At 47.2% G+C, this 25,153-nt stretch carries 17 protein-coding genes; 13 read left to right on the top strand and 4 right to left on the bottom strand.

Annotated elements, in window-relative coordinates; genetic code table 11:
* Nucleotides 1-74: 74 nt before the first annotated feature.
* Nucleotides 75-1,817, top strand: coding sequence for a tetratricopeptide repeat protein (locus tag KVG29_RS01940; RefSeq protein WP_252226073.1), 1,743 nt, complete (start codon nt 75-77; stop codon nt 1,815-1,817).
* An 85-nt stretch (nt 1,818-1,902) separates the two neighbouring features.
* Here KVG29_RS01940 and KVG29_RS01935 read toward each other — a convergent pair whose 3' ends face one another.
* On the bottom strand, nt 1,903-2,244 hold the full coding sequence (locus KVG29_RS01935; protein ID WP_252226071.1) for a hypothetical protein: 342 nt from the start codon (nt 2,242-2,244) through the stop codon (nt 1,903-1,905).
* A 183-nt stretch (nt 2,245-2,427) separates the two neighbouring features.
* On the opposite strand from KVG29_RS01935, the gene KVG29_RS01930 reads away from it, so the two are divergent.
* Nucleotides 2,428-2,622 (top strand): DUF3006 domain-containing protein, encoded by a 195-nt coding sequence (locus KVG29_RS01930; protein ID WP_252226069.1) that lies wholly within the window; start codon nt 2,428-2,430, stop codon nt 2,620-2,622.
* A gap of 109 nt (nt 2,623-2,731) precedes the next feature.
* Nucleotides 2,732-3,769, top strand: a complete 1,038-nt coding sequence (locus tag KVG29_RS01925; RefSeq protein ID WP_252226068.1) for a YkvI family membrane protein — start codon at nt 2,732-2,734, stop codon at nt 3,767-3,769.
* Nucleotides 3,770-3,789: 20 nt separating this feature from the next.
* On the opposite strand, the gene KVG29_RS01920 is transcribed toward KVG29_RS01925, so the two are convergent.
* Both KVG29_RS01920 and KVG29_RS12495 read right to left on the bottom strand, forming a co-directional pair.
* The gene (locus KVG29_RS01920; RefSeq protein ID WP_252226067.1) at nt 3,790-5,151 is read right to left on the bottom strand and encodes a CCA tRNA nucleotidyltransferase; all 1,362 of its coding nucleotides are present in this window, start codon (nt 5,149-5,151) and stop codon (nt 3,790-3,792) included.
* Between the two features lie 80 nt (nt 5,152-5,231).
* Nucleotides 5,232-7,427 (bottom strand): SpoIID/LytB domain-containing protein, encoded by a 2,196-nt coding sequence (locus KVG29_RS12495; RefSeq protein WP_252226065.1) that lies wholly within the window; start codon nt 7,425-7,427, stop codon nt 5,232-5,234.
* A gap of 144 nt (nt 7,428-7,571) precedes the next feature.
* Between KVG29_RS12495 and KVG29_RS01910 the strand changes: the two genes are divergently transcribed.
* The 10 genes from KVG29_RS01910 (at nt 7,572) to KVG29_RS01865 (ending at nt 23,485) form a co-directional block, all read left to right on the top strand.
* A complete protein-coding gene (locus tag KVG29_RS01910) occupies nt 7,572-9,362 on the top strand; it encodes a DUF2207 domain-containing protein (RefSeq protein WP_252226063.1) in 1,791 nt (596 codons plus the stop codon).
* A gap of 79 nt (nt 9,363-9,441) precedes the next feature.
* Nucleotides 9,442-10,791, top strand: coding sequence for a GH1 family beta-glucosidase (locus KVG29_RS01905; RefSeq protein WP_252226061.1), 1,350 nt, complete (start codon nt 9,442-9,444; stop codon nt 10,789-10,791).
* Nucleotides 10,792-11,102: 311 nt separating this feature from the next.
* Nucleotides 11,103-12,881: an HlyD family efflux transporter periplasmic adaptor subunit gene (locus tag KVG29_RS01900; RefSeq protein ID WP_252226060.1), complete on the top strand. Its 1,779-nt coding sequence runs from the start codon at nt 11,103-11,105 to the stop codon at nt 12,879-12,881.
* A gap of 25 nt (nt 12,882-12,906) precedes the next feature.
* Nucleotides 12,907-13,590: an ABC transporter ATP-binding protein gene (locus KVG29_RS01895; protein ID WP_252226202.1), complete on the top strand. Its 684-nt coding sequence runs from the start codon at nt 12,907-12,909 to the stop codon at nt 13,588-13,590.
* Nucleotides 13,587-14,753 carry an ABC transporter permease gene (locus KVG29_RS01890; protein ID WP_252226059.1) on the top strand — a complete coding sequence of 389 codons (1,167 nt, stop codon included), beginning with the start codon at nt 13,587-13,589 and terminating at the stop codon, nt 14,751-14,753. Before KVG29_RS01895 ends, KVG29_RS01890 begins: the two co-directional genes overlap by 4 nt.
* Before the next feature lie 110 nt (nt 14,754-14,863).
* Complete coding sequence (locus KVG29_RS01885) at nt 14,864-16,189, top strand: pyrimidine-nucleoside phosphorylase (protein WP_252226058.1); 1,326 nt, start codon at nt 14,864-14,866, stop codon at nt 16,187-16,189.
* 423 nt (nt 16,190-16,612) lie between these two features.
* Nucleotides 16,613-17,683, top strand: coding sequence for an NAD(P)-dependent alcohol dehydrogenase (locus KVG29_RS01880; protein ID WP_252226057.1), 1,071 nt, complete (start codon nt 16,613-16,615; stop codon nt 17,681-17,683).
* A 173-nt stretch (nt 17,684-17,856) separates the two neighbouring features.
* Nucleotides 17,857-19,401 (top strand): xylulokinase, encoded by a 1,545-nt coding sequence (locus KVG29_RS01875; RefSeq protein WP_252226056.1) that lies wholly within the window; start codon nt 17,857-17,859, stop codon nt 19,399-19,401.
* Between the two features lie 47 nt (nt 19,402-19,448).
* Nucleotides 19,449-21,419: a glycoside hydrolase family 127 protein gene (locus tag KVG29_RS01870; protein WP_252226055.1), complete on the top strand. Its 1,971-nt coding sequence runs from the start codon at nt 19,449-19,451 to the stop codon at nt 21,417-21,419.
* A 284-nt stretch (nt 21,420-21,703) separates the two neighbouring features.
* Nucleotides 21,704-23,485 (top strand): aminopeptidase P family protein, encoded by a 1,782-nt coding sequence (locus KVG29_RS01865; protein WP_252226053.1) that lies wholly within the window; start codon nt 21,704-21,706, stop codon nt 23,483-23,485.
* A gap of 204 nt (nt 23,486-23,689) precedes the next feature.
* Here KVG29_RS01865 and KVG29_RS01860 read toward each other — a convergent pair whose 3' ends face one another.
* Nucleotides 23,690-24,814, bottom strand: coding sequence for a uroporphyrinogen decarboxylase family protein (locus KVG29_RS01860; protein ID WP_252226052.1), 1,125 nt, complete (start codon nt 24,812-24,814; stop codon nt 23,690-23,692).
* Between the last annotated feature and the right edge of the window lie 339 nt (nt 24,815-25,153).

The raw sequence follows: 25,153 nt of genomic DNA, 5'->3' as shown, positions 1-25,153 counted from the left end.
GAGCTTTTGGGGATTATATGCTATAATATTCCCAAGAAGTATGTTTAAGTAAGGAGCGGAATATGGCGGGAGGATTGTCTGCAAGAACCAAAAGGAAGGTTATTCCCTTTGAACAAAACGGGCAGTTTTATTACAGGAAAGCCAAGAAATACGTTGAAAGCAACAATTATATAGATGCGCTCAGCTTTTACCGTAAGGCTGTTGAAAAAGACCCTGAAAATCTGGAATACAGGCTGGACCTGGCCCAGGTATTTACCGAAATGGGGTATTATGAAGAGTCCAATCAGATATTGCTCTATATACTGCAAAGGGAGGAGAACAATGCCGATTGTTATTTCTGCTTAGGATGTAATTTTTTGGGATTGCAGGAGTATGAAAGGGCAAAGGAGTGTTTCGAGAAATACCTTCAGCTGGATCCTGACGGGATCTATTCAGAGGATGCCCAGGATTTGCTGGATATACTTCAAAGCCATGAAATATATTTTGACAACGATCTAGAGGTCATGTTGAATTCCGGCAGAGAGCGGCTATACAAGCTTGCCAATAAAGGCAAAAATTTTCTGGATATGGGAGATTACAAGAGAGCTATCCGCTGTTTGGAAAGCGTGGTAAAAAAAGACCCTTCTCTGGTATTTGCCAGGAACAACCTTGCTCTGGCCTATTTCTGCGTGGGGCGGCTTGATGATGCTATCAGTGTGTGCCAGGGCGTGCTTAAAGAGCAGCCGCAAAACGTTCATGCCAATTGCAATATAGCTATTTTTTACCATGAAAAGGGGTTGGAGGAGGAAAGCGAGAAGCACCTGCAGACCGTACTGGGCATAGAGACCAATGACCCAGAGGAGATTCATAAGATTGCTGTGACGCTGTGTGAGCTCAAAAAGCATAAAGAGGCTAATAGGCTGCTTAAGCGATTGATCCAATACAAGCCGTATGATATAAAGATACTCCACTATATCGCGGTTTCTTATTTTAATACTCAGAGGTATAAGGAAGCGCTGAAATACTGGAGCAAGATCGACAAAATAGCGCCCAACAATACCATAAGCAGCTTTTACAAGAGGTTGACGCATGCCATAATGACAAATGAAAGGGAATTCAGCGAGATATCCTATCATTTCCAGGTCCCCTATGAAGAGATCATATGCCGCATAAAAAAGATCAACGACCTCCTCAGGCTTCCGCATAAGGATTTGAAGAAGCGGTGGAGCAGCGGCGATGAGTTGCTGGCTTTGCTGAAATGGGGTCTGGAGCTCAATGATCCTTCAATAAAGAGGGCTATTTTGAGCGTCATCGCCTCGTTTAAGGATGAAAAGGCTGAAAGCTTTTTGAGGGAGTTTATACTGAAGAAAAGCGTGGATGATGAGCTGAAGAGGGAAGCGGTTATGCTGCTTAAGCAGATGGACGCTCCTGAGCCATATATAGCCTATCTGGACGATAATATAGTGCAGATCAAGATAGACGTCGTGGCTAAAAATCCTCCTGGTGACCTCCCTCAGGTCTTTCGTGATGTGGTAAACATGGCAGTTGAGATGATGAAGGAACGTTATCAGGAAGGCTTTGAGGTCCAGGTGCGTGAAATATGGAATAATTTTGTTTCGGCGATGTTGCCCTATGGTTTGCCCAGGATAAGGAAGCCGGAAGCGTGGGCTGCAGCGCTGGAGCTGTATTACTGCTTAACCTCTGGTTTTGTTGTGGATAAGACGGAACTGGCTCATCGCTATGGCGCTTCATATTATACCATATCGAATGCCTGCAGGCGTATCAGCCTTGCATTGCTGGAAAATGAGTACAACAAGGTAACGCCTTATCTGCAATAAAAAGGGCTGCTGAACATTACTTCAGCAGCCCTTTTTTATATTAAACACTATGAAGGGGTACGTCAGTTGCTTTGGCTATAGGCTGTTAATTCTGCGTGTTTTCATTAGTGGTTTCGGTTGCCTCGCTGTCGCTGGAGGATTCCTGGTCGGTTTCCTGTGTCTCTTCAGTGGTCTCCTCGCTGTCAGAAGCTTCTTCGTTTTCTACGCTTTCTTCGCTATCAGCAGATTGGTCATCTTCATTTGCTGTTTCTTCTGTTGCTTTATCAGAGGTTTCTTCAGTTGCTTTGTCAGAGCTCTCTTCAGTGGTGGTTGTAGTTTTCTGGCCAGTACCCTCCTGCGAATCTGTGGATTTGTTCTGGCAGCCTGTGAATACCACTGCTGTGATTAAGAATAGAGCCGTTAGTAAGACCGCTGCCCACTTTTTCAAGATGTTTCCCTCCCTTCGAGATATTTATGTAACGTTGGCCAACGCATGGCATATTATAGTAAGAAAGTATGAACAAAGTGTGAACAAATTGTAAATACCTTATGAATTTTTTGGAGAATTTTACCCTTTTAAAATGGGACATAAAATGGTATCATGAATTGGTGGGGGAGAGGAGGAATTGGCGTGCAGTGGGATGTAGTGGTAAAACGCATTGAAGGCCATCAAGCGGTGGTATCATTCCAAGACGGGGAAGAGGTTGTCATACCGCTGAAATACTTGCCGCTTCAGTGTCGCGTTGGTGATGTGCTCAAAATTGAAGTGTATTTTAACCCCTTTGAGACATTGGAGCGTTTATTCAATGGGCCTGAAAGCGTATAAAGCATATGGGGCGTTAAATCCAAAATAAGGCATGACAGCTCTGCCTTCCGAATATTCATACTTACTAGAAAATCTCATTGAGTGAATGTTTGGAAGGTGGAGTTGGGCATTGAGCAGATATAGCCGTGTCATGTTGGGCGTAAGAATTGCTTTTGCATACGTGGGCACCGTGATAGGAGCCGGCTTTGCATCCGGCCAGGAAATATTACGGTTTTTTACGGTGTACGGGGAGCGTTCTGCCTTCTCTATCCTGCTGGCCGCTTTTTTGTTTGTATGGGTGGGAATAAGCGTTTTAAAGATGGGCTTTGAGTCGAGGTCCAGGTCGTTTCGGGATACCATGAAACTGGTTTTCGGCAGGTTATCCCCTTTTGTCAACGCATATATGTTATTGGCGATAATAATGGTGGCTGCCGCCATGCTGGCCGGGGCGGGCGCACTGTTTGAGGAATATATCCACGTCCCGTTTTATACGGGGATAGCCATAACGGTTGTCGTAGTGTGGGTGTTCGTGGCCTTTGGGCTAAAAGGCATCTTTGCGATAAATGCCTGGATCATCCCCGTTATACTGATCTTTAACGTTTTTGTGTTTGCATACAGCCTGCAGATGGATGATTATACATATGAGGTCATGCCGGTATTTGATGTGACGGTTTTCGATATCGTCAAAGCCGGCATATCGTATGCTTCTTTCAATATTGTGCTGGCGGTGGGAGTCCTGACCTCCGCAGGCTCTGGGGTGGATGACCCACGGGTTCTGAAGATGGGAGGCGTTTTGGGAGGCGTCATATTGGGGGCAATGCTCCTTATGAGCAACTATTCTTTGATGCGATATGTGCCTGAGATTTACGAGTTTGAAGTTCCCATGCTGTACATAGTACACCGGATGGGGCCTTTTTTTTGTGCGGCTTTTGCGGTGGTGATGTGGGGAGCCATACTTACCACTCTTGTGGCCAACGTGTTTTCGGTGGCGTGTGCGGTCAATGACATTTTTAAATTGCCTGTGCATGCAGCGCTATTGATGACGATTGTAGCCTGCGTTGCGCTGTCCTTTGTAGGTTTTTCGCGAATCGTAGCCTTTGTCTACCCATTATTGGGAATAATAGGATTTATTGTGATGTCTGTGATGTTCTTTTTGGTCAAAAAATAAGGAGCAGCCGGAAAAGCTGCTCATCTTTTTTCTTCATCCTTGTCCTGTTTGTACAACGCTTTGAGCCTGGACAAGAGAAGCTTTTTGTCGTTCCACTCGGGGTGCATGAGCACCCATTCATAGGCCTGTTGCAGGGCCTTGCCGATGTCCCGCGGGTCATCGACGCCGATCCCCGCTGCCATTACGTCGTGGCCGTTGATGGCCAGCTGCGAAAGGTTTAAAGCATCTCCCCTTGCTAAAATCTCATGGGCTATTGATGTAAGCGCCGCTATCCTTTCTGCTTGTTCTTTTTGCCCTGCAGCCAAAAGGTACGCCCGCTTAAGTTCAAAGAGGTTGAAGGCGTCCTGGACGCCCAGGTTGCCCATGAGCTTCCTTATCTGATAGGCTGCTTCGGCCGTATCGCTACTGAATTGCACCGGAAAGCTGGATACCAGCTGCGTCACCCTGCGTACGGTCTTGTTGTCGTAGCGCAGTCGCCTGAGGGAGCGCTCCACCAATTTGACTTTGTCTGGCAGCTCGGGAGCATAGCCGTTTGTCGTTTGGTCCGATGTGCTGCCCGGTCGGGCAACCATGCAGCAGTACAGCGCTGCAAGGCGCAGCACGCCATCGGCCCTGCACAGCTTCACCGCTTTGAATGCCAGCTGCCCTGCATGGGACAAGTATTGACTGAGTTCCTCCGGGAGTATCACTTCAAAGGTACCGGCCTCATAAAGCAGCATGAGAGACTCAAACGGGTCGGGAGCAATCATTATTTTGTTGAGCTCGTCGCGGATTCTCTCGGGGGATATCCTGGAGAGCAGGTGATGGTGAGCGCAAGCTGCCTTAAAGGTATTCTCCTCCAGTCTAAAGCCCAGTTCGGCGCAAAACCTGATTCCTCGCATTATGCGCAGCGGATCTTCCGCAAAGCGGCGTTCTGGTTGGCCCACTGTCCTTATAAGCTTTCGCGACAGGTCTCCGCGCCCGCCGAAGGGGTCTATCAAAGGCTCGGCCAGATAGGGATTGTACGCCATGGCGTTTATGGTGAAATCGCGCCTGGACAGGTCTTCGACGATATCTGACAGAAAGGTTATTTGGGCCGGGTGGCGGAAGTCGTTGTACTGCCCCTCGCCCCTGAATGTGGTCACCTCAACAGGCATATCGTTTATGATAACCGTTACGGTGCCGTATTTTTTGCCGGTGGGGATGGTGCGGGCAAACGAGAATATCCTCTCGATGTCGTCGGGGTGAAAGGATGTGGCCACATCCCAGTCGTTTACGGGCCTGCCCAGGAGGGCGTCGCGAACGGCACCGCCCACAACGTACGCCTGTCCACCCTTTTCCATTATTCGGTTCAATATTATTTCGACTTCCCTGGGAAGGGATATATTGATGCTGGAGTTCATGTTGCCCTCCTCGTTGAATTTTGATATATCATAATGCTGTTTTTTGTAGCCTATCTATTTTACATCAAATGTATCTCACATCAAACCCCGCCTTCGTATATATTCTTGAGCTGGCAGCCTGGATAAAAATGCTGAAATATCTGTTCAAATGAATATCCCAGCAGGGACAGGCCATAGGCGCCGTACTGGCTCATACCAACGCCGTGGCCATACCCGCCACCTGATATGGTTATCTCCTCGATTATCCCCTCGGAGTTTCTTCGTATGTCTATGTAGGCGAAAGTGCTGGGCAGTATAGGGAAGTTATCCCTTACCGACCCATCATAGCAGTATAGCTTTATGGGCCGGTTTGAATCAAGGTAGTTGACCGGCTGGAGCACTTTTCGTATATTGTATTCCTTTATGACTTTAAATACTCCATGGGTGGTGGTTATTTCAAGCTCCATCATGTTTCCTCCCTGGCCACGGCGGGTCACAACCAGGTTCTGCAGCTCTCCAATATCCTGCGGTATTTCCTGCTGCACGAATTCGCTTTCACCCTTTCTTGTCAGGACGAATGCGGGCTCCGAGCGCTGCACCAGCGGCAAGTTACGCTGGATGCTGGCTTCTAGTTCCTCACGCTTCATGGTGACGCTCCAGCGGAAAAAAGGCGAAAAGCGGTCATAGCCGTTTAAATCCTTTTGGTCTATGAAGGCCCTGAAATTTTCTTCGTTGTGAAGGTCGGGGATGTTGCTGGGAAACTGGGGCTTAGCTATCAAATACGGTACTTCCTGCGATGGAAATCTGTTGTTTTTATCGCTCCATATCTCGTGAAAATTGGCGGTATATCCGCAGGACGTTGAGAAGAAGCGGGCGTCTATCACCTGGTCGCCGAAAAAGCCTACCAGCCCGCGGGTTTCATCCACCGCCTGTACGGCTATGGGCTGTTCTGCTATGGAGTTGTATACCTGGCTGGCTGTACTGTCATCGACGTGGGCTCCAAAGGGCGCATAGCCCTCAGATTTGAAGCATCGTATGGCATAGGATCTGGAGGCTATGGCCTGCACCTTCAAGGCCTCCAGACCAAATTTTATGGGCATTTCGCTGGGTACCACGGTGTACAGGTATTCCTCCAGGCTCAACTCGTTTACCACGGTGAGGCCACCGTTATCGTTGCCGTCTAAGGCTACCTCCAGAGTCCCTCGATAGGGTATGCTGCTTGATTTTTTACGCGAACTTCCGTGGTTATCCAGAATGCTGAGCCTGCCGCCCTCCATAGGGCGTATGTACCACCTGTTGGGCGAGGAGGCCAGCTTTCGGCCGTTTAGATACAGGGCCATGCCCTCGGCATCAGGTTTCAGGGTTATAACCTCGCCCGCCTTGAAGGTATGGGAGACCGGCTGTATCAATGTTTGAGCGGTAAAATCTGCATTGCAGGTGATGCTGATCTGGCTGTGAAGCACGCCGTTGTCTTCTTTGTTTTTTATGAGCACGCGTATTCCGTCCCTTGGTATAAGCTGGTCCTGGGTGATAATCGTCCGTCCGATACCATCATTATCGCAAAACAGTGTTGAATCGGTACGGCCCACAAGGCCCGACATTATACCCTGATATGAGATAGAGCTGCCTTTAATGGAATACACAGGGATATCGCCTGTAGTTGGGATCCTGCCCAGGCGGGCATCTTCGATATAACGGCCCAGGCGGGATGCCGCCAAGACTTTTGAAAGCTTTACGGGTTTGAGCGGATTTATGTGTACAATCTGATTTTCCACAAGTATTATCTCGGAAGGCGTTAAATTTTGAATCCTATCGGGAGGCAAGGGGTTGGTGCACAGGAGACGGTCTTCGGCTACATACAGCAGGACCTCCGTTGAGCGCCCGCTTGACCTGTTTTCTATTACCGGTATTGCGGCTGAAAAATGGATTACGCTGGGCAGGTATTGTATGTACCATTTATCATTGGTTTGATCTACCGTAAAAGGAACGCTTATACAGCCCTGTTCCAGATACAGCAAAGCCCTTACTCGATAAACGCCTTTTGCTATGGATTTTGATTCTGCTATTTTAAAATTTTTAAAGGGCGCTTGTTCAAATGCCAGCTTTAAGAAAGGATGGCCTTTGTCTATGTGCCTGTCTAGCAAACTGTAAAACTTTTTATCGGCAGACAGCAGATAATCAAGGAATTGTTTGACTGCCCTTTCAGGAGGGGACGGATACAGCATAAATACCGCCAACAACACGGTGGCAATGAGAACGATTGATATCAATATATGGGAAAATCGAATCTTCTTCACCGGTGTAACCCCCTGTTTCCCCCTAAACTCTGGCTTTATTTTATCATATGCCGTATGTTCATAGGAAAAATTTTTAAGATTTTTATGTGTAGAAATCCCATTGGCTTTCGTGTTACAATAGAGACGGACGGGGGGTTGTATATAGTGAAAAGGGTTTTGTTTGCGCTGGCGCTGCTGATAGTTTATGCTCTTGTAACATTTACAGTATATGCTGATACACCGCCTAAATATTCTGTGCGGGAATGGCGCATCTCGGCGGTGGTAAACCCAGATGGTTCGATGGATGTGGAGGAGTACATAACTTACGACGTTCCGCGCAGCCATGAAGGTCCTGTGGTGCGGCATATCGACATTGCTCATTCCTCCAGCATGGAAAACTTGGAGGTCTTCTCGGTGATCCCTGCCGATACAGAAGGTAGCGGCCAACCTGAGCTTGAGCCCTATGAATTTGTGGATGAGTCTGACCAGAATATGAGTAAGGTTTATACCACAAAGCCGGGGGCCAGCCCAGAAGAGGTTCAAGAGGTCCTCATATATCTCCCAGCTGGCGGCGGTGAGCACACAGTTGTTTTAAAATACCGGCTCAATGACCTAGTGTCTTTGTATCGCGATACGGCGTTGCTTTACTGGAACCCCGCTGCAAAGGGTTATGGTTTGGATGTGCGAAATATGGACATGCGCATTGCATTGCCTCAAGGAACAAAGCCCGATGGCGTTAAACCCTTTGTGTACGGGGCTTTAGAAGGCAACTGCGAAGTTTTGAAGGATGGCGCAGTCGGCATAACGGCAAAAAAGTTGGGTTCAAAGGAGTTTATGGAGGTTACGCTGGTATTTCCAAAGGACGGTGTGGTGCAGGGCAGAAAGCTCATTGACAACGATGGGCTGGGAAGAATTTTGGAAGAGCAGCGCTTGAAGGCGGAAGAGATGGAGCTTTTAAGGCGCCAGAAAGAGCAGGAGCAAAAGCTGCGCTTGGCCGCCGTAGCGGGGGCGACAGCGGGGATTGTCGGTATAGGCGTGTGCGTGGGCGTATGGATGAGCAGACGTCGCATAAGGTCAACCGGCGTTTTTTCGGAGCTCAAACGGCGGGTGCATGATAAACCAGGAGGCCAAGTTGTAACAAAACAACGGGCTGGGATATTCGACCGGCCAAAGAGTGAGAAGCAGGAAGAGATGCCTGCTATCGATTTGCCGGCTGATTATTATACCCCAGCCGAGCTCAGCGTATTGCTGCGCGGAAAAAGGATCAGGCCGGGGGATATGGTGGCAACGCTGATGGATCTGGCTGTGAGAAGGTATTTGGATGTTGAGGCATCCGGTGGCAAATCTTATGTCCTCTCTTTGAAGGATTTTGAGCCCAGCAGCTTGAAGCCTCATGAAGAGTATCTCGTGAACTGGTTTTTTAAGGATATAGGGGATGGAAGAAAAGTCTCAACAGAGGCAATATTACAGGCTGCTTATGGTAGAGGGTTTGAGAGGGAATTTTGTAACCGATTTGTAATATGGAAGAAGCTGGTTCTGAGGCAGGCCGTCCGCTGGGGATTTAGTAAGAGGGTTACTCCTTTTAAAGTTTACATAAGGACACCTTTTGGGAAGCAGCACTATAAGAACTGGGTTAGGTTTAAAAAAGCCTTAAAGCAGTTGAGCCATAAGGCTGATAGCCTGCTTCCTGCAGATTGGGAGAGGTTTTTTGCGTATGTTTTCAGCCTGGGGATAGGCCGGCAGGTTGTCAAAGGGTTAAAGAAGGCTTATCCTGAAGGGTTACTTTTAAATGGCGATTTGGCCATTTTTAGCAGAGATAATTTTGGTGCCATTGACCATTGGTTTGACCTGGCTAAAAGGCTTAACCTTATGCGATCCAGGTTGTTCAGGTTGCTTTATCGGCCTGCTGCCATTCAGCTTCTCGGGGTTGAAAGAAACGAGAGAAAGAGCATATAGAATTGTTGTGGAAGACAAAGGCAATGTTGTGCTAAAATAGAAATTGTGTATAAGAACAAGTCTAAGGGGGGAATTAGAGATGGGCAAAATAACTTTTCCGAAAGACTTTATATGGGGTTCGGCTACCGCTTCCTATCAAGTGGAAGGGGCAGTAAACCAGGACGGGCGCGGCGAGTCTATATGGGATAGGTTTAGCCATACGCCCGGCAAGGTGCTGAATGGAGATACCGGCGATGTGGCCTGTGATCACTACAACCGTTACAGAGAAGATGTACAGCTGATGAAAGAATTAGGACTCAAAGGATACAGGTTTTCCATAGCCTGGCCCAGGATTTATCCGCAGGGGAAGGGGCAGGTTAACCAAAAAGGTTTGGACTTTTACAATTCGCTTGTGGATGAGCTTTTAAAGGCTGGCATAGAGCCGATTGTTACCCTTTATCACTGGGATTTGCCACAGGCACTTCAGGATATCGGTGGCTGGGACAATAGAGACGTAACGGATTACTTTGCCGAGTATGTGTTCAAGATGTATGACGTCTTGGGGGATCGGGTAAAGAAGTGGATCACCCACAACGAACCTTGGGTGGTGGCTTTTGTCGGCAACGCCTTTGGCGAGCATGCGCCCGGCTATAAGGATTTTGCGCTTGCAGTAAGGATTACCCATCATCTGCTGCTGTCTCATGCCAAGGCGGTGCAGGCCTATCGCCAGTCGGGGAACGATGATGGTGGTCAGATAGGGATTACCCTGAACCTGACGCCTGTTTATCCTGCTTCTGACGGCCCTGAGGACAGCCAGGCGGTACAGTTCCAGGACGGGTTCCAGAATCGGTGGTTTTTGGACCCGGTTTTTAAAGGCGCTTATCCCGAGGATATCCTGGCATTTTATCAGGAGAAATATAAGGCGCCGGTGATACGTCCCGGTGATATGGAGCTCATTGCGAACAACCCCGTCGATTTCCTTGGGATAAATTATTATACTAGAGCCGTAGTCAAGAAAGGGAAAAAAGATGGTTTTGATTCGGTAGAACACGTACATCCCGAGGGTAAATACACCGAGATGGGTTGGGAGGTTTATCCTCAAGGATTGTATGACCTTCTCATGAGAGTGCACAGGGACTACAACGCTCCCAATATCTATATAACCGAGAACGGCGCTGCCTTTAAGGACGACAAGGTAGTGGATGGCATGGTGGATGACCAGGACAGGTTAGAATATCTGAAGAGCCATTTTGAGGCGGCCTACAGAGCCATACAGGATGGGGTAAACCTCAAAGGCTACTATGTCTGGTCGTTTATGGACAACTTTGAATGGGCCTATGGCTACAGCAAGCGGTTTGGTATTGTGTATGTGGATTATGAGACGCTTGAGAGGACTCCAAAGAAAAGTGCATTGTGGTACCGCGATGTAATCGTTGAAAACGGGTTTTAATCAAAACCCGTTTTCTTTTTTGTTCACAAATAGTTCAAAATTCATTCATGATTTCACCAAAAATTATTGTTATACTGGGAATATGATATGCGGTTTTTAATGGCAGTGGTTTAAATGTTCAATTAGGAGTTTTTTGGTACATTGAAACAATGACGCAATTAAATAATGTATGTCAAGCTAAGGGTAGTCATGCAATCATTTCTGCTAAGCATTACAGAAACACATGTATTCTGGATTGAAGCTGACTGCAATCTTTATACCTGCCTCAAATGTAATTCAAATCTTTATATCGATGAATGGAGGGATGCAAAATGAACAGAAAATGGCTAAAGAGAATAATAGCAATGGCTCTAGTGGTTTTATTCCTTGTGGGTGGATATTTTGTTTATCGCAGGTTGCAGGCTCCAAAAACCAATGCAAATGCCAATTATATGGTGGCGAGAGCCCAAATTGGAGATATAGAACTCAATGTTTCTGCAAGCGGTACGGTGGTTGCAGCGGTCTCGCAGGAGGTAGTTCCGCTGGTAAGTGGAGCGGTAGAAAAGCTTGAAGTTAAAGAAGGAGACAGGGTTAAGGAGGGAGATGTGATAGCCGTTATTGACGATGACAGCCTGCAACAGGAGATAGAGAGGATTGAAAGCAATCTTAAGCAGCAGAACCTTTCTCTGTCAAAGTTGAAAGCCAGCTTAAGCGATTTCTACATAAAGGCACCTGCTGATGGACGGATTAAATTCCTTAAAGCAAGGGTGGGCGAAGACGTAGGAACCACTACCAGAACATACGGTGCTTTGGCTATTATCTCTACTGATGGAAAGATGAAAGTGACTATCAAGCCGCAGGGGAGCATTTCTTTGACTGCAGGTGAAAAGGTCTTGGTCAGGTTAGAGGATAGTACCGAGGTAGAGGGAACTGTGGTGGATACATCTTTAAGCCAGCCGGCGGGTCCCTCAGGCCAGCAGGACAGCCAGGCTGGGCCCATCACAGGAAGCGTACAGGTTCAGATTAACAGGGACGACCTGCCAATTGGAGCCAAGGCTACCGTTTTAAAGCGCGATGAAAATTCCGGTGAATACGTGGTCATAGGTGAGGGTACGCTGGATGTCAATCAGGGGGTTAGTGTCACAGGGAATAACGGGAAGATAAGCGTTATTTATGTCAAAGAAAACAGCGTGGTTAAGCGTGGCGACAATCTATTTAAACTTGATGATTCTGATGTTAAGGCTAATATAGAGTCGCAGAACCTTGCCATTGAACAGACTCAAAAAGAGCTGGAGAGCAAGAAAAGTCAGCTGGGAAATACTGAGGTCAAAAGCCCCATCAATGGCATCATCACTTCTTTGACAGTGAAGGTTGGAGATCAGGTGCAGCAAGGTAAGGCAATTGCTACTATTATAGACCCTACGCAGCTCAATGTAGTGGTTGCGGTGGATGAGCTTGATATACCCAAAGTGAAAATAGGTCAAAAAGCTAAGATTAAGGTAGATGCTTTCCCGGATACGGTTTTTGAAGGAGAGGTTATAAAGATAGCTGATATAGGGCAATCCTCCGGCGGAGGAGTAACAACTTTTGATGTAACCATTTCTATAAAAGACCCCGGTGATGTTAGGATTGGGATGAGTGCAACTGCCGAAATTCAGGTGGAAAGCAAAAAAGGAGTGGTGCTTCTTCCAATAGAAGCGGTTCAGGAGAAAAACGGTGAAAAATATGTGATGGTAGCTTCTAGTTCTTCACAAAACACCCGAGAAAGTGAAGGGGAAACGGCTGGCGGGTCTGCTTCTGCGCCTGAAACGTCAGGTACCCGAGGCGCTGAAGGGCGGAGATTTGTGACGAGAAATAGGAGTGTAAGTATACAATCTAGAAACTTAGTTGGAGAAATTAGCTTTCGCAAGGTAGAAATTGGCCTTACAAATGAGACTTACGCCGAGGTCATAAGCGGGGTTGAAGAAGGAGAAGAAGTACTTATCCCAGTATCCAATTCAACCAGCACTCAAAATAATTGGCAGGGAATGTTCCCGGGATTTGGTAATATGAGAGGGGCTTTCCCCCAGGGTGGATTTAACAGGTCCAGGGTTCCTTCAAACACCCGTTGATGATGAAAGAAGGTGTTTTGGGCGCATGATACGGCTTGAGAACTTAAGCAAAATTTACAAAATGGGGGATAATAAGGTTGTAGCTTTGAATAATATATCCTTATCCATCAACAAAGGCGAGTTTGTTGCCATTATGGGGCCTTCAGGTTCTGGTAAATCCACCCTTATGAACATAATTGGGTGTCTGGATGTAGCCACGGAAGGAAAGTATTACCTGGATGGGCGTGATATAACCTCTTATAATCAGAACCAATTGGCGGAGGTCCGTAATAAGAAATTTGGGTTTGTTTTTCAAGGCTTTAATTTGCTGCCTAAGTTGACTGCCCTGGAAAATGTGGAGCTTCCGCTTATATACGCGGGCGTGGGAGCTAAAAAAAGAAGGGAAGAAGCAATACGCACCTTAGAAATGATGGGGCTTAAGGAACGCATACATCACCGGCCTTCGGAGCTATCAGGTGGACAGCAGCAGAGGGTGGCCATTGCGAGAGCTCTTGTCAACCACCCCTCTGTCATACTGGCTGATGAGCCTACCGGTAATTTGGACAGCAAGTCCGGTATGGAAATCATGCAGATATTTAAGGAACTTCATTCTCGGGGCAATACCATTATACTCATCACGCATGATATAAACGTAGCCAGGTATGCAAGGCGACTGATCACTATACGCGACGGGCAAATTGTATCTGATGAAGAGGTGGAGATGCAATGAAGTTTACGCAGGCCATTAAAATGGCTTTTAGCTCGATTTTATCAAATAAGATGCGCTCGTTTTTGACCATGTTGGGAGTAATTATTGGCGTTACCGCTGTAATTACCCTGATCGCCCTTGGGCAGGGTTCTACCCAGCGTGTATCCAGTCAAATTGAAAGCCTCGGCACCAATTTGATCATCATCAATATCACAGGGGGAAGGAACCGCAGCGTTACTCAAGAGGATTTAGAGCGGATAAAAAGCATGCCTGGCGTCAGCGAAATAGCCCCTGTATTGAGCGGTGGTGTAACGGTAAAGGCGGGCAACAAAAATACCAATACTTCTCTGGAAGCTACTACGCCCGGTTACCAGGAGGTGAGAAATACGCATGTTCAGCTTGGCAGGTTTTTGCTTCAAAACGATTTGGATATGCGGTTTAGAGTGGCGGTGATAGGGGTGGATGTTGCCGATGAGCTATTTGGGAGAAGAGATGTAGTCGGAGAGAAGATTTCGATAAACGGAGTGGAATTTTCAATTGTGGGCATACTGGAGGAAAAGGGGAGTTCCATAGCTGGCTCTGATGACAACAGGGTTATAATACCGCTGACTACCGGTCAGAGACTCCTTAGAAACACGGAAGTCCGGACTTTTTACCTTTCAACGCAATCTCCTGACGTCGTAAATCAGGTGGTTGCAGAGATACAGCGCTTTTTAACCAGGAAGTTCAACGATGAAAACAGCTTCAGGGTGTTTAACCAGACGCAGCTGCTCTCTACGATAAATGAGGCAACTACAACGCTGACCATGATGTTGAGTGGCATTGCGGGGATATCGTTGCTAGTGGGCGGTATTGGCATTATGAACATAATGCTGGTATCTGTGACCGAGCGAACCCGGGAGATTGGAATAAGAAAGGCCATTGGGGCGAAGAGGAGGGATATACTCATCCAGTTTCTCATAGAATCGGCCGTGCTCAGCGGATTGGGCGGTGTACTGGGGATTATGCTGGGCTTTGTCGGGGTAAGCTTTTTAAGCAGGATTTTGAACATTCCTGCAGCAATTTCTGCCGAGGTGGTATTGCTGGCAACCGGGTTTTCAGTGGGGGTAGGAGTTATATTCGGGCTGTACCCGGCCAGCAAGGCGGCCAGCTTAAATCCAATTGATGCACTGCGCTATGAGTGATAAAATGGTAATGAGCTGCGATAATAATTCAATATCAAGCTATATTTAAGCAAATCAAGTTTGCAGCAAAATCAATAATTAAATAAACGATGAAAGGATGCTGTTGAGTAATGCGAATGCTGGATATCATATTGAAAAAACGCAATGGCGGGGAACTTACCAGTGATGAGATTGATTTCTTCGTTCGCGAGTATGTGGCAGGCCGAATACCCGATTATCAGGCATCCGCTCTGTTGATGGCCATATATTTTCAGGGCATGACCAGCCGTGAAACCGCAGACCTCACGTTAGCCATGGCCTATTCAGGGGAAACTGTGGACCTGTCGCCCATACCGGGTATAAAGGTGGATAAGCACAGCACCGGTGGAGTGGGGGACACCACCACCCTGGTAGTTGCGCCCTTGGTGGCGGCCTGTGGGGTACCGGTAGCCAAGATGTCGGGGAGGGGGCTGGGGCATACCGGCGGTACCATAGATAAGCTGGAATCCATCCCGGGATTCAACCCATTTCAATCGGTTGGGGATTTTATTCGTATAGTGAGAGAAGTTGGGGTGGCTGTGGTAGGGCAGACCGAAAATTTAGTGCCTGCCGATAAGAAGCTGTATGCACTGCGAGATGTGACGGGGACCGTTGAGCACAAGTCTCTCATTGCCAGCAGCGTGATGAGCAAAAAGATTGCCGCCGGAGCCGATGCCATAGTGCTGGATGTAAAGGCGGGTAGCGGTGCTTTTATGGAATCGGTAGAAGATGCTTTTGAGCTGGCGCAGGAGATGGTAAACGTGGGTACTCGCGTGGGACGCAATACCACAGCCGTTATTACAGATATGAGCCAACCACTGGGTATGGCTGTTGGCAATGCGCTTGAGGTAAAAGAATCGATAGAGATATTAAAAGGAGAAAGGGCAGGGGCATTAAAAGAGGTTTCGCTGTTGCTGGGGGCTTACATGCTGTATACAGCCGGGCGCTGCCGGACCGTTGAGCAGGGCTGTGAGATGATAGAGGAGGCCTTAAATAGCGGCAGGGGTGCGCAAAAGTTCAAGGAGATGATTCGCGCTGAGGGAGGTGATGAGCGTGTGGTGGATGATCCTTCACTTTTACCGGTGGCAAAAGAGGTTATCGCCATAAAAGCGCAGCGAGAGGGCTATATAAGTTCGATGGATGCGCGCAGCATAGGCCAGGCTGTTCGATTGCTTGGGGCTGGCAGAAGTACCAAAGAAGACAGGATAGACCATAGGGTGGGCATTGTTTTGTACAAGCGAGTGGGTGAAAGGGTAGAAAAAGGCGACACGCTGGCGGAGTTTTATGTGACCAGGGAGGACAATTTGCAGGAAGCGGTTGATATATTCAATCAAGGTGTGGGTATCGATAAGCAGCCGCCTCAGGCAAAACCGCTGGTGTACGGCGTGGTAACCCGTGAGGGTGTGGACAGGTGGTAGGAAGGGAATAAAGCTCTTGGACCTTTCGAGAGCGTACTATTATAATACAGGAGGATGGTATTCTGCAGCGGACTCATGGTGATTAACATTTCATTTAAAAAAATTGAGAGCTATAAGAGCTATATAGGATATGATTTAACGATTTTATCGTTGAGGCCTGTAAACGGTGCTGTCAGTTGATTGTTTTTTCGAAATTATAATTTTGACGTTCTGATAGTTGTGTATTTTCGGATAATTAAGCGGTTATATAAAATAGTTTCCGATGCTTTGAGCGGTATGAGAAACTTCCGAAAACGATAAAAACTTACTCATGCGTCAAGGTGGGTATTAACTGATGTATTGGATGCAAAAATTGTAAAAAAGTAAGGGTGAAGCTTTAAAAGCTGAACCTTGAAATAAGAAAAAATATGGAGGTGGTATATCATGTTAAAGGCTGTTGATTTGCCTGATAGCATGAAAGCGGCGGTTTTGACAGAACCTTTTGAAATTGTGATTGAAGATAGGCCTGTTCCAGAGATAGGTCCCGATGAGGTACTTATAAAAGTCATGGCAGTGGGCGTGTGCGGTTCGGATGTGCACTATTATGAAACCGGTAGAATCGGTAGGTATGTAGTTGAGAAACCAATAATACTGGGGCATGAGTGTGCTGGCGTTGTTGCAGCGGTAGGGGACAGCGTTACCCGTTTTAAAGTGGGTGACAGGGTGGCTGTTGAGCCAGGTGTCACTTGCGGTACCTGTGAGTATTGCAAGCAGGGGCGGTATAATCTATGCCCTGATGTTAAATTTCTGGCTACTCCGCCTTTTGATGGAGCGTTTGTCCAGTATTTCAAGCACAGGCAGGATTTTGTGTTTCACATTCCAGAGCATTTAACGTTTGAAGAAGCGGCTTTGATTGAGCCGTTTTCGGTGGGGATTCATGCTGCCACCAGGGCAAATGTAAGGCCGGGGGCAACGGTAGTTATTTTCGGTTTGGGGCCGGTAGGATTGATGGCTGTGATTGCGGCGAGGGCTTTTGGCGCCAACGAGATTATAGCCGTGGACCTGGAGGAGATAAGGCTAGAATCTGCCAAAAAGCTGGGGGCAACCTTGGTTATCAATGCCAGGACGCATGATGCGCTCAAGGAGATTTTGGATTTTACAGGTAGGCGAGGAGTTGATGTGGCCATAGAGGCCGCAGGGCATCCAAAGACACTTCAGGATGCACTGGCTTGTCTGCGGCGAGGGGGAAAGATGTTGGTGGTGGGTTTACCTACACAGGACAGCATTCCATTTAATGTTCCCGAGATTGTCGATAAAGAAGTAGACATATACGGGGTATTCAGGTATGCCAACACGTATCCCAAAGGGATCGAGATATTGTCATCGGGTATAGCCGATGTTAAACCATTGATTACCGGAAAGTTTACTTTGGAGCAGACCGCTCAAGCCCTCGAGGAGGCGCGGGTGAATAAGGCAAAGCATATAAAGATAATGGTTTATCCCAACGGGATGTAAGCTTACAGATGGAAGGTTAAATTGCCTGGGCAACTGGGTTAGGAATGAGAAATTACAAGAAGACCTTGAAAAAAGAGATTTTGGCTTTAGAACGGTGAGAAAACGTTAGAGAAACCGTAACCTTCTCCAATTTATTGGGGAATCATGAAATAAAATGGAAGGTGCAAAAGGGTATGAAGGAAGATGGTTTGATACTGGTATTTGATATAGGCACCACGGGAGTAAAGTGTGCTACCTTTAAGCCGGATGGGGAGAAGGCCTGTGCACATACTGTCAATTACGATACAATTTATCCCAAGCCGGGATGGGCTGAGCAGAAACCAGAGGACTATTGGAGAGGCATAATTGATGGGACTAAGGTTTTGCTGGAGAAAGGTAATATTAGCTCACAACGGATTTCGGTCATTGGTCTGAGCGGGCACATGAACGGATGCATTCCTGTGGATGCAAACGGCGATGTCTTATATCCAAATATAATCCATTCGGATTGTAGGAGCCAGGCAGAGGCTTCTTATCTTAAGCGAGTATTTGATGAATGGCATTTTTACAGCATTACTGGTAACAGGATCGATCCGCATTACACCTTTACAAAGATACTGTGGTTAAAGAAGAATTATCCGGAAATATATAATAAAACGGCGTATTTTTTAAATTCTAAGGATTACGTTGGGTTTAAGCTGACCGGCAGGCTGGGGGTTACCGATTTTTCTGACGCTTCGTTGACCTGTATGCTGAATATCAACAAAGGAAAGTGGGCAGAAGATGTTTTAAGTGAAGCAGGTGTAGATGTACATAAGCTTCCAGAGCAGATGCCTTCTTTTCACGTCTTGGGGGGCCTATCGAAGCAGGCGGCAGATATCCTGGGCTTGAAGGCCGGAACGCCGGTGGTAGTGGGCGGAGGAGACGGCGCATGCGCCACCAAAGGAGCCGGTGTGGTCAAAAAGGGGCAAGCCTATAACTATATTGGGAGTAGCGCCTGGATATCTACCATAAACGACTGCCCTGTATTGGACAAAGGCGCCAGGATATTTCATTTTTACGATCTGGATGGGAGAAATTATAATGTCACAGGGACGGTGCAGTGCGCTACCATTGCCTATGATTGGGCTATTGAAAATATAGGCGGTTATGAACTGGAAAAAGTCGAGGCGAGGGATAGGGTGTTTGATATTATTGAGGATTTGGCGCGGCAGGCCCCCGTCGGCTCAAACGGGGTGTTTTTTGTACCCTACATGATGGGCGAGAGGACACCGCACTGGGATGAAAACACCAGGGGTGGGTTTGTAGGGCTTACGCTGTATCATGGGAAGAGCCATCTCTTCCGCTCGGTCTATGAAGGCGTTGCTTTTGCTCTTAAGAATGTTCTGGATGTCTTTGAGGAAGACGGTTTAAAAGTAGAGTCACTGACGCTGCTTGGAGGAGGAGCCAAGAGCAGGCTGTGGAACGAGATCATGTGCAACGTATATGGAAAGCCTATAAGGGTGCACAGCTTCCCGGGGGAAGCCACTTCGCTGGGTGCTGCAATTGCAGCGGGTGTGGGTGTTGGCATCTTTGAGAGCTTCGAGGATGCTGCCAGGATTATCAGATATCAGCGTTCTTGCCAGCCGGTTCCAAGCGAGGTGCAGGCCTATCAAAGCTACTACCGGATATATAACATGATGTACAGGCAGCTAAAACCCATATATGATGAGATAGCAAGGTTGATGGGAGTTGATTAGAGATTATATCTTTTTTGATTGATAACATGAGGGAGGAGGTATATATATTGACGCTAAACAAACTTACCAACGTCAAAATGGAAAATGTAAAGCTCAATGGAGGACTGTTGGGATCTGTTCAAGATTTAATCGTGAATGAGACCATCCCATACCAGTACGATGTACTTAATGACAATGTGGAGGGGGCACCCAAAAGCCACGCTATAGCCAATTTTCGCATTGCAGCAGGGGAGCAAAAGGGCGAGTTTTACGGCATGTTCTTTCAGGATAGCGATGTGGCTAAATGGCTGGAAGCTGCCAGCTACAGCCTGATGTTGAAACCTGACCCTGAGCTGGAGAAAATTTTGGATGAACTGGTTGACCTCATCGGCAGGGCGCAACAGCCAGACGGGTATTTAAATACGTATTTTACTGTAGCCCATCCCGATAAAAAATGGACCAACTTGAGGGACCTGCACGAGCTTTACTGTGCAGGGCATATGATGGAAGCCGCTGTCGCGTACTACAGAGCTACTGGTAAGACCAAGCTCATTGACATCATGAGCAAGTTTACTGATCATATATTAACAGTGCTAGGCCCTGAGCCGGGGAAAAAGAGAGGGTATTCCGGTCATCCGGAGATAGAGCTTGCCCTGGTTAAGATGTATAAAGTTACAGGTGATCAAAAGTATTTGAAGCTTTCCAAGTTCTTCATCGATGAGAGGGGTACACAGCCACATTATTTCACACTCGAGGCTGAACAAAGAGGGGAGCACGAGATTACCACCGGTGGAGGTGGCAAGTGGTTTGGGTATAGGTACTGCCAGGCTCATCTGCCGGTGAGAGAACAGACAACTGCTGAAGGGCATGCGGTAAGGGCTATGTACCTGTATGCCGGTATGGCTGATATAGCCAGGGAAACCGGTGATCAGGAATTGTTTGCGGTGCTGAAAAGGCTATGGGATAACGTGACCAAGAAGAGGATGTACATAACGGCAGCTATAGGTTCGCAAAGTTATGGGGAGTCCTTCTCATTTGATTATGATTTGCCCAATGATACCATCTACGGTGAGACCTGTGCCTCTATAGGCCTTGCGTTTTTTGCCCACAGAATGCTTCAGATGGACCCAGATAGCAGGTATGCGGATGTTTTGGAGAAAGCCATATACAATGGAATTTTAAGCGGAATATCGCTTGATGGCAAAAAGTTTTTCTACGTTAACCCCCTTGAGGTGGATCCTGAGGCGTGCGAGAAGAGGATGGACCACTCGCATGTGAGGCCGCAACGTTCAGCGTGGTTTGCCTGTGCCTGCTGTCCTACCAATGTCAGCCGGCTTTATGCCTCGATAGGCGATTACATGTATTCTACCTCCAGCGATGGCGAGATATATATCCACCTTTTCGCAAACAGCAGCGTAAATATAGCTTTAAATGGCAAAAACGTTGCTCTTGATGTTAAGACCCGCTATCCCTGGGATGGAAATATAAACATCAATGTCAATCCTGATTCAAAAGGGGAGTTTACTATAGCAATACGCATTCCTTCATGGTGTGAACAGCCTTCCATTCGTGTGAACGGACAGACGGTGCACATAGGAGAGCATATTGAGAAGGGATATGTTAAGATAAGGAGGGTGTGGGAGCCCAATGATGAGATCGATGTAATTTATCCGATGAAGGCTGTGCTGGTACGGGCTAACCCCAAAGTGCGGGAGAACGTGGGGAAAGTAGCTATACAGCGTGGGCCAATGGTTTATTGCATAGAAGAGGTGGATAACGGGAAAGGGCTACACAAAATCATAGTACCCAAGAATGTGGAGTTTAGGGAAGTTTTTGAGGAGGAGCTTTTAAACGGAGTAGTAACCATAAACTTTAAGGCGTACAGGTTGAAAGATTGGCTTGATGATGAATGCTATAGCTTCGCTCAAAATGGCTATGAAGAAGTAGAGGTTAAGGCTGTGCCCTATTATGCATGGGGCAACAGGGGGACCGGTGAGATGATGGTTTGGCTGAGAGAGGAAACCTGCATTTTGAAGTAGAGATGAGGAGATTTTAATGCTGTTGTGTAAAGTGTCATAAAAGAACTTTGTTTCTAGTAGAATTTGTCCTAAGGGGCAATTCATCTTCTATGATGAGGGTGAATTGCCTTTAAAAATATGGTAAAATGTTTTCATAGATTTAGCGTCGAAGGTGCGAATAAAGGCCATGTGGACGATAAAAAGGAGACGGGAAAATTCTTTGAGCGTGGATAGGCGGGGATAGCTCCATAACATCTATACCGCAGATGTATAGCAAATACAACAAATCGGGGAGGGGTAATCGTTTGGATGTAAAAGAGCGGATAAATAGATTGCGTGAGAAGATGCTGGAGAAGGGCATGGAGGCCTACATCGTTCCCAGTTCGGATCCTCACATGAGCGAGTATGTAGCTCCTCGCTGGGAGAGCAGGAAATGGCTGTCTGGCTTTACAGGTTCGGCTGGGACTTTGGTTGTGACCTGTGAAAAAAGCGGTCTGTGGACTGACGGCAGATACTACATCCAGGCCGAAAAGCAGCTTGAAGGCACGGGAATACAGCTTTTTAAAGCTGGAATGCCAGGGGTACCTGATTACATAGAATGGCTTAGGCAGGAACTTCCTGAAAATAGCTGTGTTGGGATATGCGGTGAGGTGTTCTCAGTCTCCAAGGTTAAGGAAATGGAGAAGGAGCTCTCAAAAAAAGGCATATCCCTCAACAAGGAATTCGACCTGGTGGAGGAGATATGGGAGAGACGGCCTCCAGTACCCCAGCAGCCGGTATTTGTTCACGATGTGGCCTTTGCGGGGAGAACTGCTGCTCAAAAACTGCATATGGTGCGCCAGGAAATGGCAAAGAAAGGCGTCAATTACTATTTGGTATGCAGTCTGGATGATGTGGCATGGATGTATAACATTCGTGGCAGCGATATAGCCTACAATCCAGTGGCCATAGCATATGCCCTGGTTTCTTCCAGTCAGGCCTGGCTGTTTATAGACAAAAGTAAGGTTCCTGATGATGTGGCGTGCATGCTTGATGAGAATGGGATAATCGTCGAGAACTACGAAAAGATATATGAGCACCTTGCCAGGTTGAAAGAAGGCGATGCTATACTCTTTGACCCGGCCGCCACCAATAGCCGGCTGTATGACGCCATGGCAAAGGAGTGTAAAAAGGTAGAGGACCTGAGCATTATTGCCAGATTGAAGGCTGTGAAGAATGAGGTTGAGATAGAGAACCTGAAAAAGGTGCATGTGCGTGATGGGGTGGCCATGGTCAAATTCCTCTATTGGCTTGAGCAGAACTTGGGCAAGGAGGAAATAACCGAGATTACCGTGGCCGAAAAGCTGGAAGAGTTCAGGTGGCAGCAGGAAGGCTTTATGGGCCCTAGCTTTGCCACCATTGCAGCCTACAGGGACCATGCTGCCATGATGCATTATCAGGCCACCCATGAAACCTGCTATACTCTTGAAAAGGAGGGTTTTTTGCTTATCGACTCGGGAGGCCAGTATCTGGGAGGGACTACCGATATAACCCGCACAATAGTTTTAGGGCCCATCACCGACAGGCAGCGAAGGGATTTTACGCTGGTGCTCAAAGGGCACATAAACCTGGCGAGGGCGAGGTTTTTGTACGGGACTACGGGCTCCAACATAGATATACTGGCAAGGCTGCCCCTTTGGGAACAGGGAATTGATTACAAATGCGGTACCGGGCACGGAGTAGGGTATTTCCTCAATGTCCACGAAGGGCCACAGCGCATGAGCCAGATCCCCAACAACGTCAAGCTGGAAAAGGGGATGATCTTGACCAACGAGCCGGGGGTGTATATCGAGGGACAGTATGGCATACGCACCGAAAATGAGATGCTGGTGGTAGAGGACGGAGAGACCGAATTTGGAAAGTTCTTAAGGTTTGAATCCGTCACATACTGCCCTATTGACCTCAATGGAATTGATCCCGGCCTTTTAAGTGAAGAGGAGAAGAGATGGCTTAATGAATACCACGCCATGGTGTATGAGTTGTTATCGCCTTTACTGGACGAACAGGAGAGAGAATGGCTCAAAGTCAAGACCAGGCCGATAGAGTAACATAGATAGCACTTAAAGGTTTAGCTGTAAATGATGCCGTCTTCGAGCCTGCCGTCAGGTGTACTGGATACAAATTGGCGTATGGGAATTTATTTTCGGGGATGAAACGAACAACAAGAATTGATAAAACGAAAAGGAGCCACGAGGTTTTTATAAGTCCCCATGGCTCCTTTTGTTTTTTATGTAGCTTTATATAACGGCAGGCTATTTCATGCCAAACAGCTCCTCTTTCAGGTCGAGGTAATAAAGGTAATCTTCGGGTTTTACGTTGGGCGGGCAGCGATGGTCGCAGAACGGGATATATCCTCCTCTTTCCACCAGCGGTACAAGGCTTTCGAGGTACTCCTTGATGGCTTCTTTACCCTGGGCCAGTACCATTTTGTCTACACCGCCCATGATTCTCAATTCCTTCCCGTATTCATTAAGGAGCTCTTTTGGATGGCAGCAGCTGTTGACTTCAAAGGGGAACAGGCAATTGATTCCGCTCTCTAAAAAGTAAGGCAAAAGAGGCCGGACGTCGCCATCGCAGTCAACATACCATATATCTATACCGGCTTCCTTGAGCTTCTTATGTATGCGCTTATAGCGCGGCACCACCACGTTTTTAAAGAAATCGATCGAGACTATGGGCCCGTTTTTGAAGCATATATCCTCCCATCCTGCTGCAAAATCGAAATCGAAATGTGGCAGCACCTGATCCAAAAAATCCTCAACTAGGACGCAGCAGGTCTCCACCATGTCTTCAACCATATCAGGATAGTCATAACAGGCATATGCCAGGCCTTCGAATGTGAGCATGTCGCGAATCTTACCGATCATTGAACCGGTGTTTACGCCCAACGGATAGTCCCTGTCGGGTGGATGGGCTTTTTTGAGCGCTTCGATATCCACTTTCCGCGAAGGGTCATCCCTTCGGAAGCGTTCTTCTTTGCACCTTTTCCAGTCTTCAGGGGTTACGATGGAGGATTTTATGAAGTGTGGAATGGTGTCATGGCCATCTTTTGGCACCTCAGCCAGGAGGCCGTCGCTGTTGATGAGGATTTTGGTGGTTTCGGTCTCATCAATCACCTTTGATTCAAAGGGAGGGGACATCCATACGTTGCCGCTTATTACTTCTATTCTGTCGAAATTGAAGAAGATGTCGGCTTCATGGTTGTTGGTGATGCCGTTTTCCACAAATATGGGCCATTCTTTGAAATTTTCATCCCAGTATCCAAACTCCATATTGAAGCACCGGTCGAAGGGCTTGTAATGCATCTGATTGTTAAACCGCTCGCGGTCTGTCATGGTACCATTCCATTTCGGGCGGCAAGGCGTTATTTTTTTCATAAAAATTTCCTCCTTATAGGCGTGATTTTTATTTATTTGTGCTTTATTACCCTATTTTGAAGTGAACTATCAACCACCTATAGCGGTGGTGGCTTCATGAGAAGTTTGGTAGTCTAAGCTACCCTTATTCTCACAGGGTGGTCCACACATCCACTACTGACTATCTGCTCAACTGCAGACTCGCCAGCTACTTTAAGTTCTGTACCTTAGCCATCACCCGAAAAATATTTTATCACATTTTTAGCAATTCATCTTCATCTTGTAAAAGATGGGGTCTTTTTGCATATTCTTTCGATAAAATAGATGCTAGAACTGATGCTGGTTAGGTTAGACATGACA

The sequence above is a fragment of the Caldicoprobacter algeriensis genome, assembly GCF_023838525.1.
In the GTDB taxonomy this organism is placed as follows: domain Bacteria; phylum Bacillota; class Clostridia; order Caldicoprobacterales; family Caldicoprobacteraceae; genus Caldicoprobacter; species Caldicoprobacter algeriensis.
The sequence above is the reverse complement of the archived record's forward strand: the minus strand, read 5'-3'. Positions and strand labels throughout refer to the sequence as shown.

Coding starts and splice junctions, on each gene's coding strand:
- KVG29_RS01920 (WP_252226067.1), bottom strand. CDS start 5,151: ATGAACTCCAGCATCAATATATCCCTTCCCAGGGAAGTCGAAATAATA.
- KVG29_RS01905 (WP_252226061.1), top strand. CDS start 9,442: ATGGGCAAAATAACTTTTCCGAAAGACTTTATATGGGGTTCGGCTACC.
- KVG29_RS01900 (WP_252226060.1), top strand. CDS start 11,103: ATGAACAGAAAATGGCTAAAGAGAATAATAGCAATGGCTCTAGTGGTT.
- KVG29_RS01895 (WP_252226202.1), top strand. CDS start 12,907: ATGATACGGCTTGAGAACTTAAGCAAAATTTACAAAATGGGGGATAAT.
- KVG29_RS01890 (WP_252226059.1), top strand. CDS start 13,587: ATGAAGTTTACGCAGGCCATTAAAATGGCTTTTAGCTCGATTTTATCA.
- KVG29_RS01885 (WP_252226058.1), top strand. CDS start 14,864: ATGCGAATGCTGGATATCATATTGAAAAAACGCAATGGCGGGGAACTT.
- KVG29_RS01880 (WP_252226057.1), top strand. CDS start 16,613: ATGTTAAAGGCTGTTGATTTGCCTGATAGCATGAAAGCGGCGGTTTTG.
- KVG29_RS01875 (WP_252226056.1), top strand. CDS start 17,857: ATGAAGGAAGATGGTTTGATACTGGTATTTGATATAGGCACCACGGGA.
- KVG29_RS01860 (WP_252226052.1), bottom strand. CDS start 24,814: ATGAAAAAAATAACGCCTTGCCGCCCGAAATGGAATGGTACCATGACA.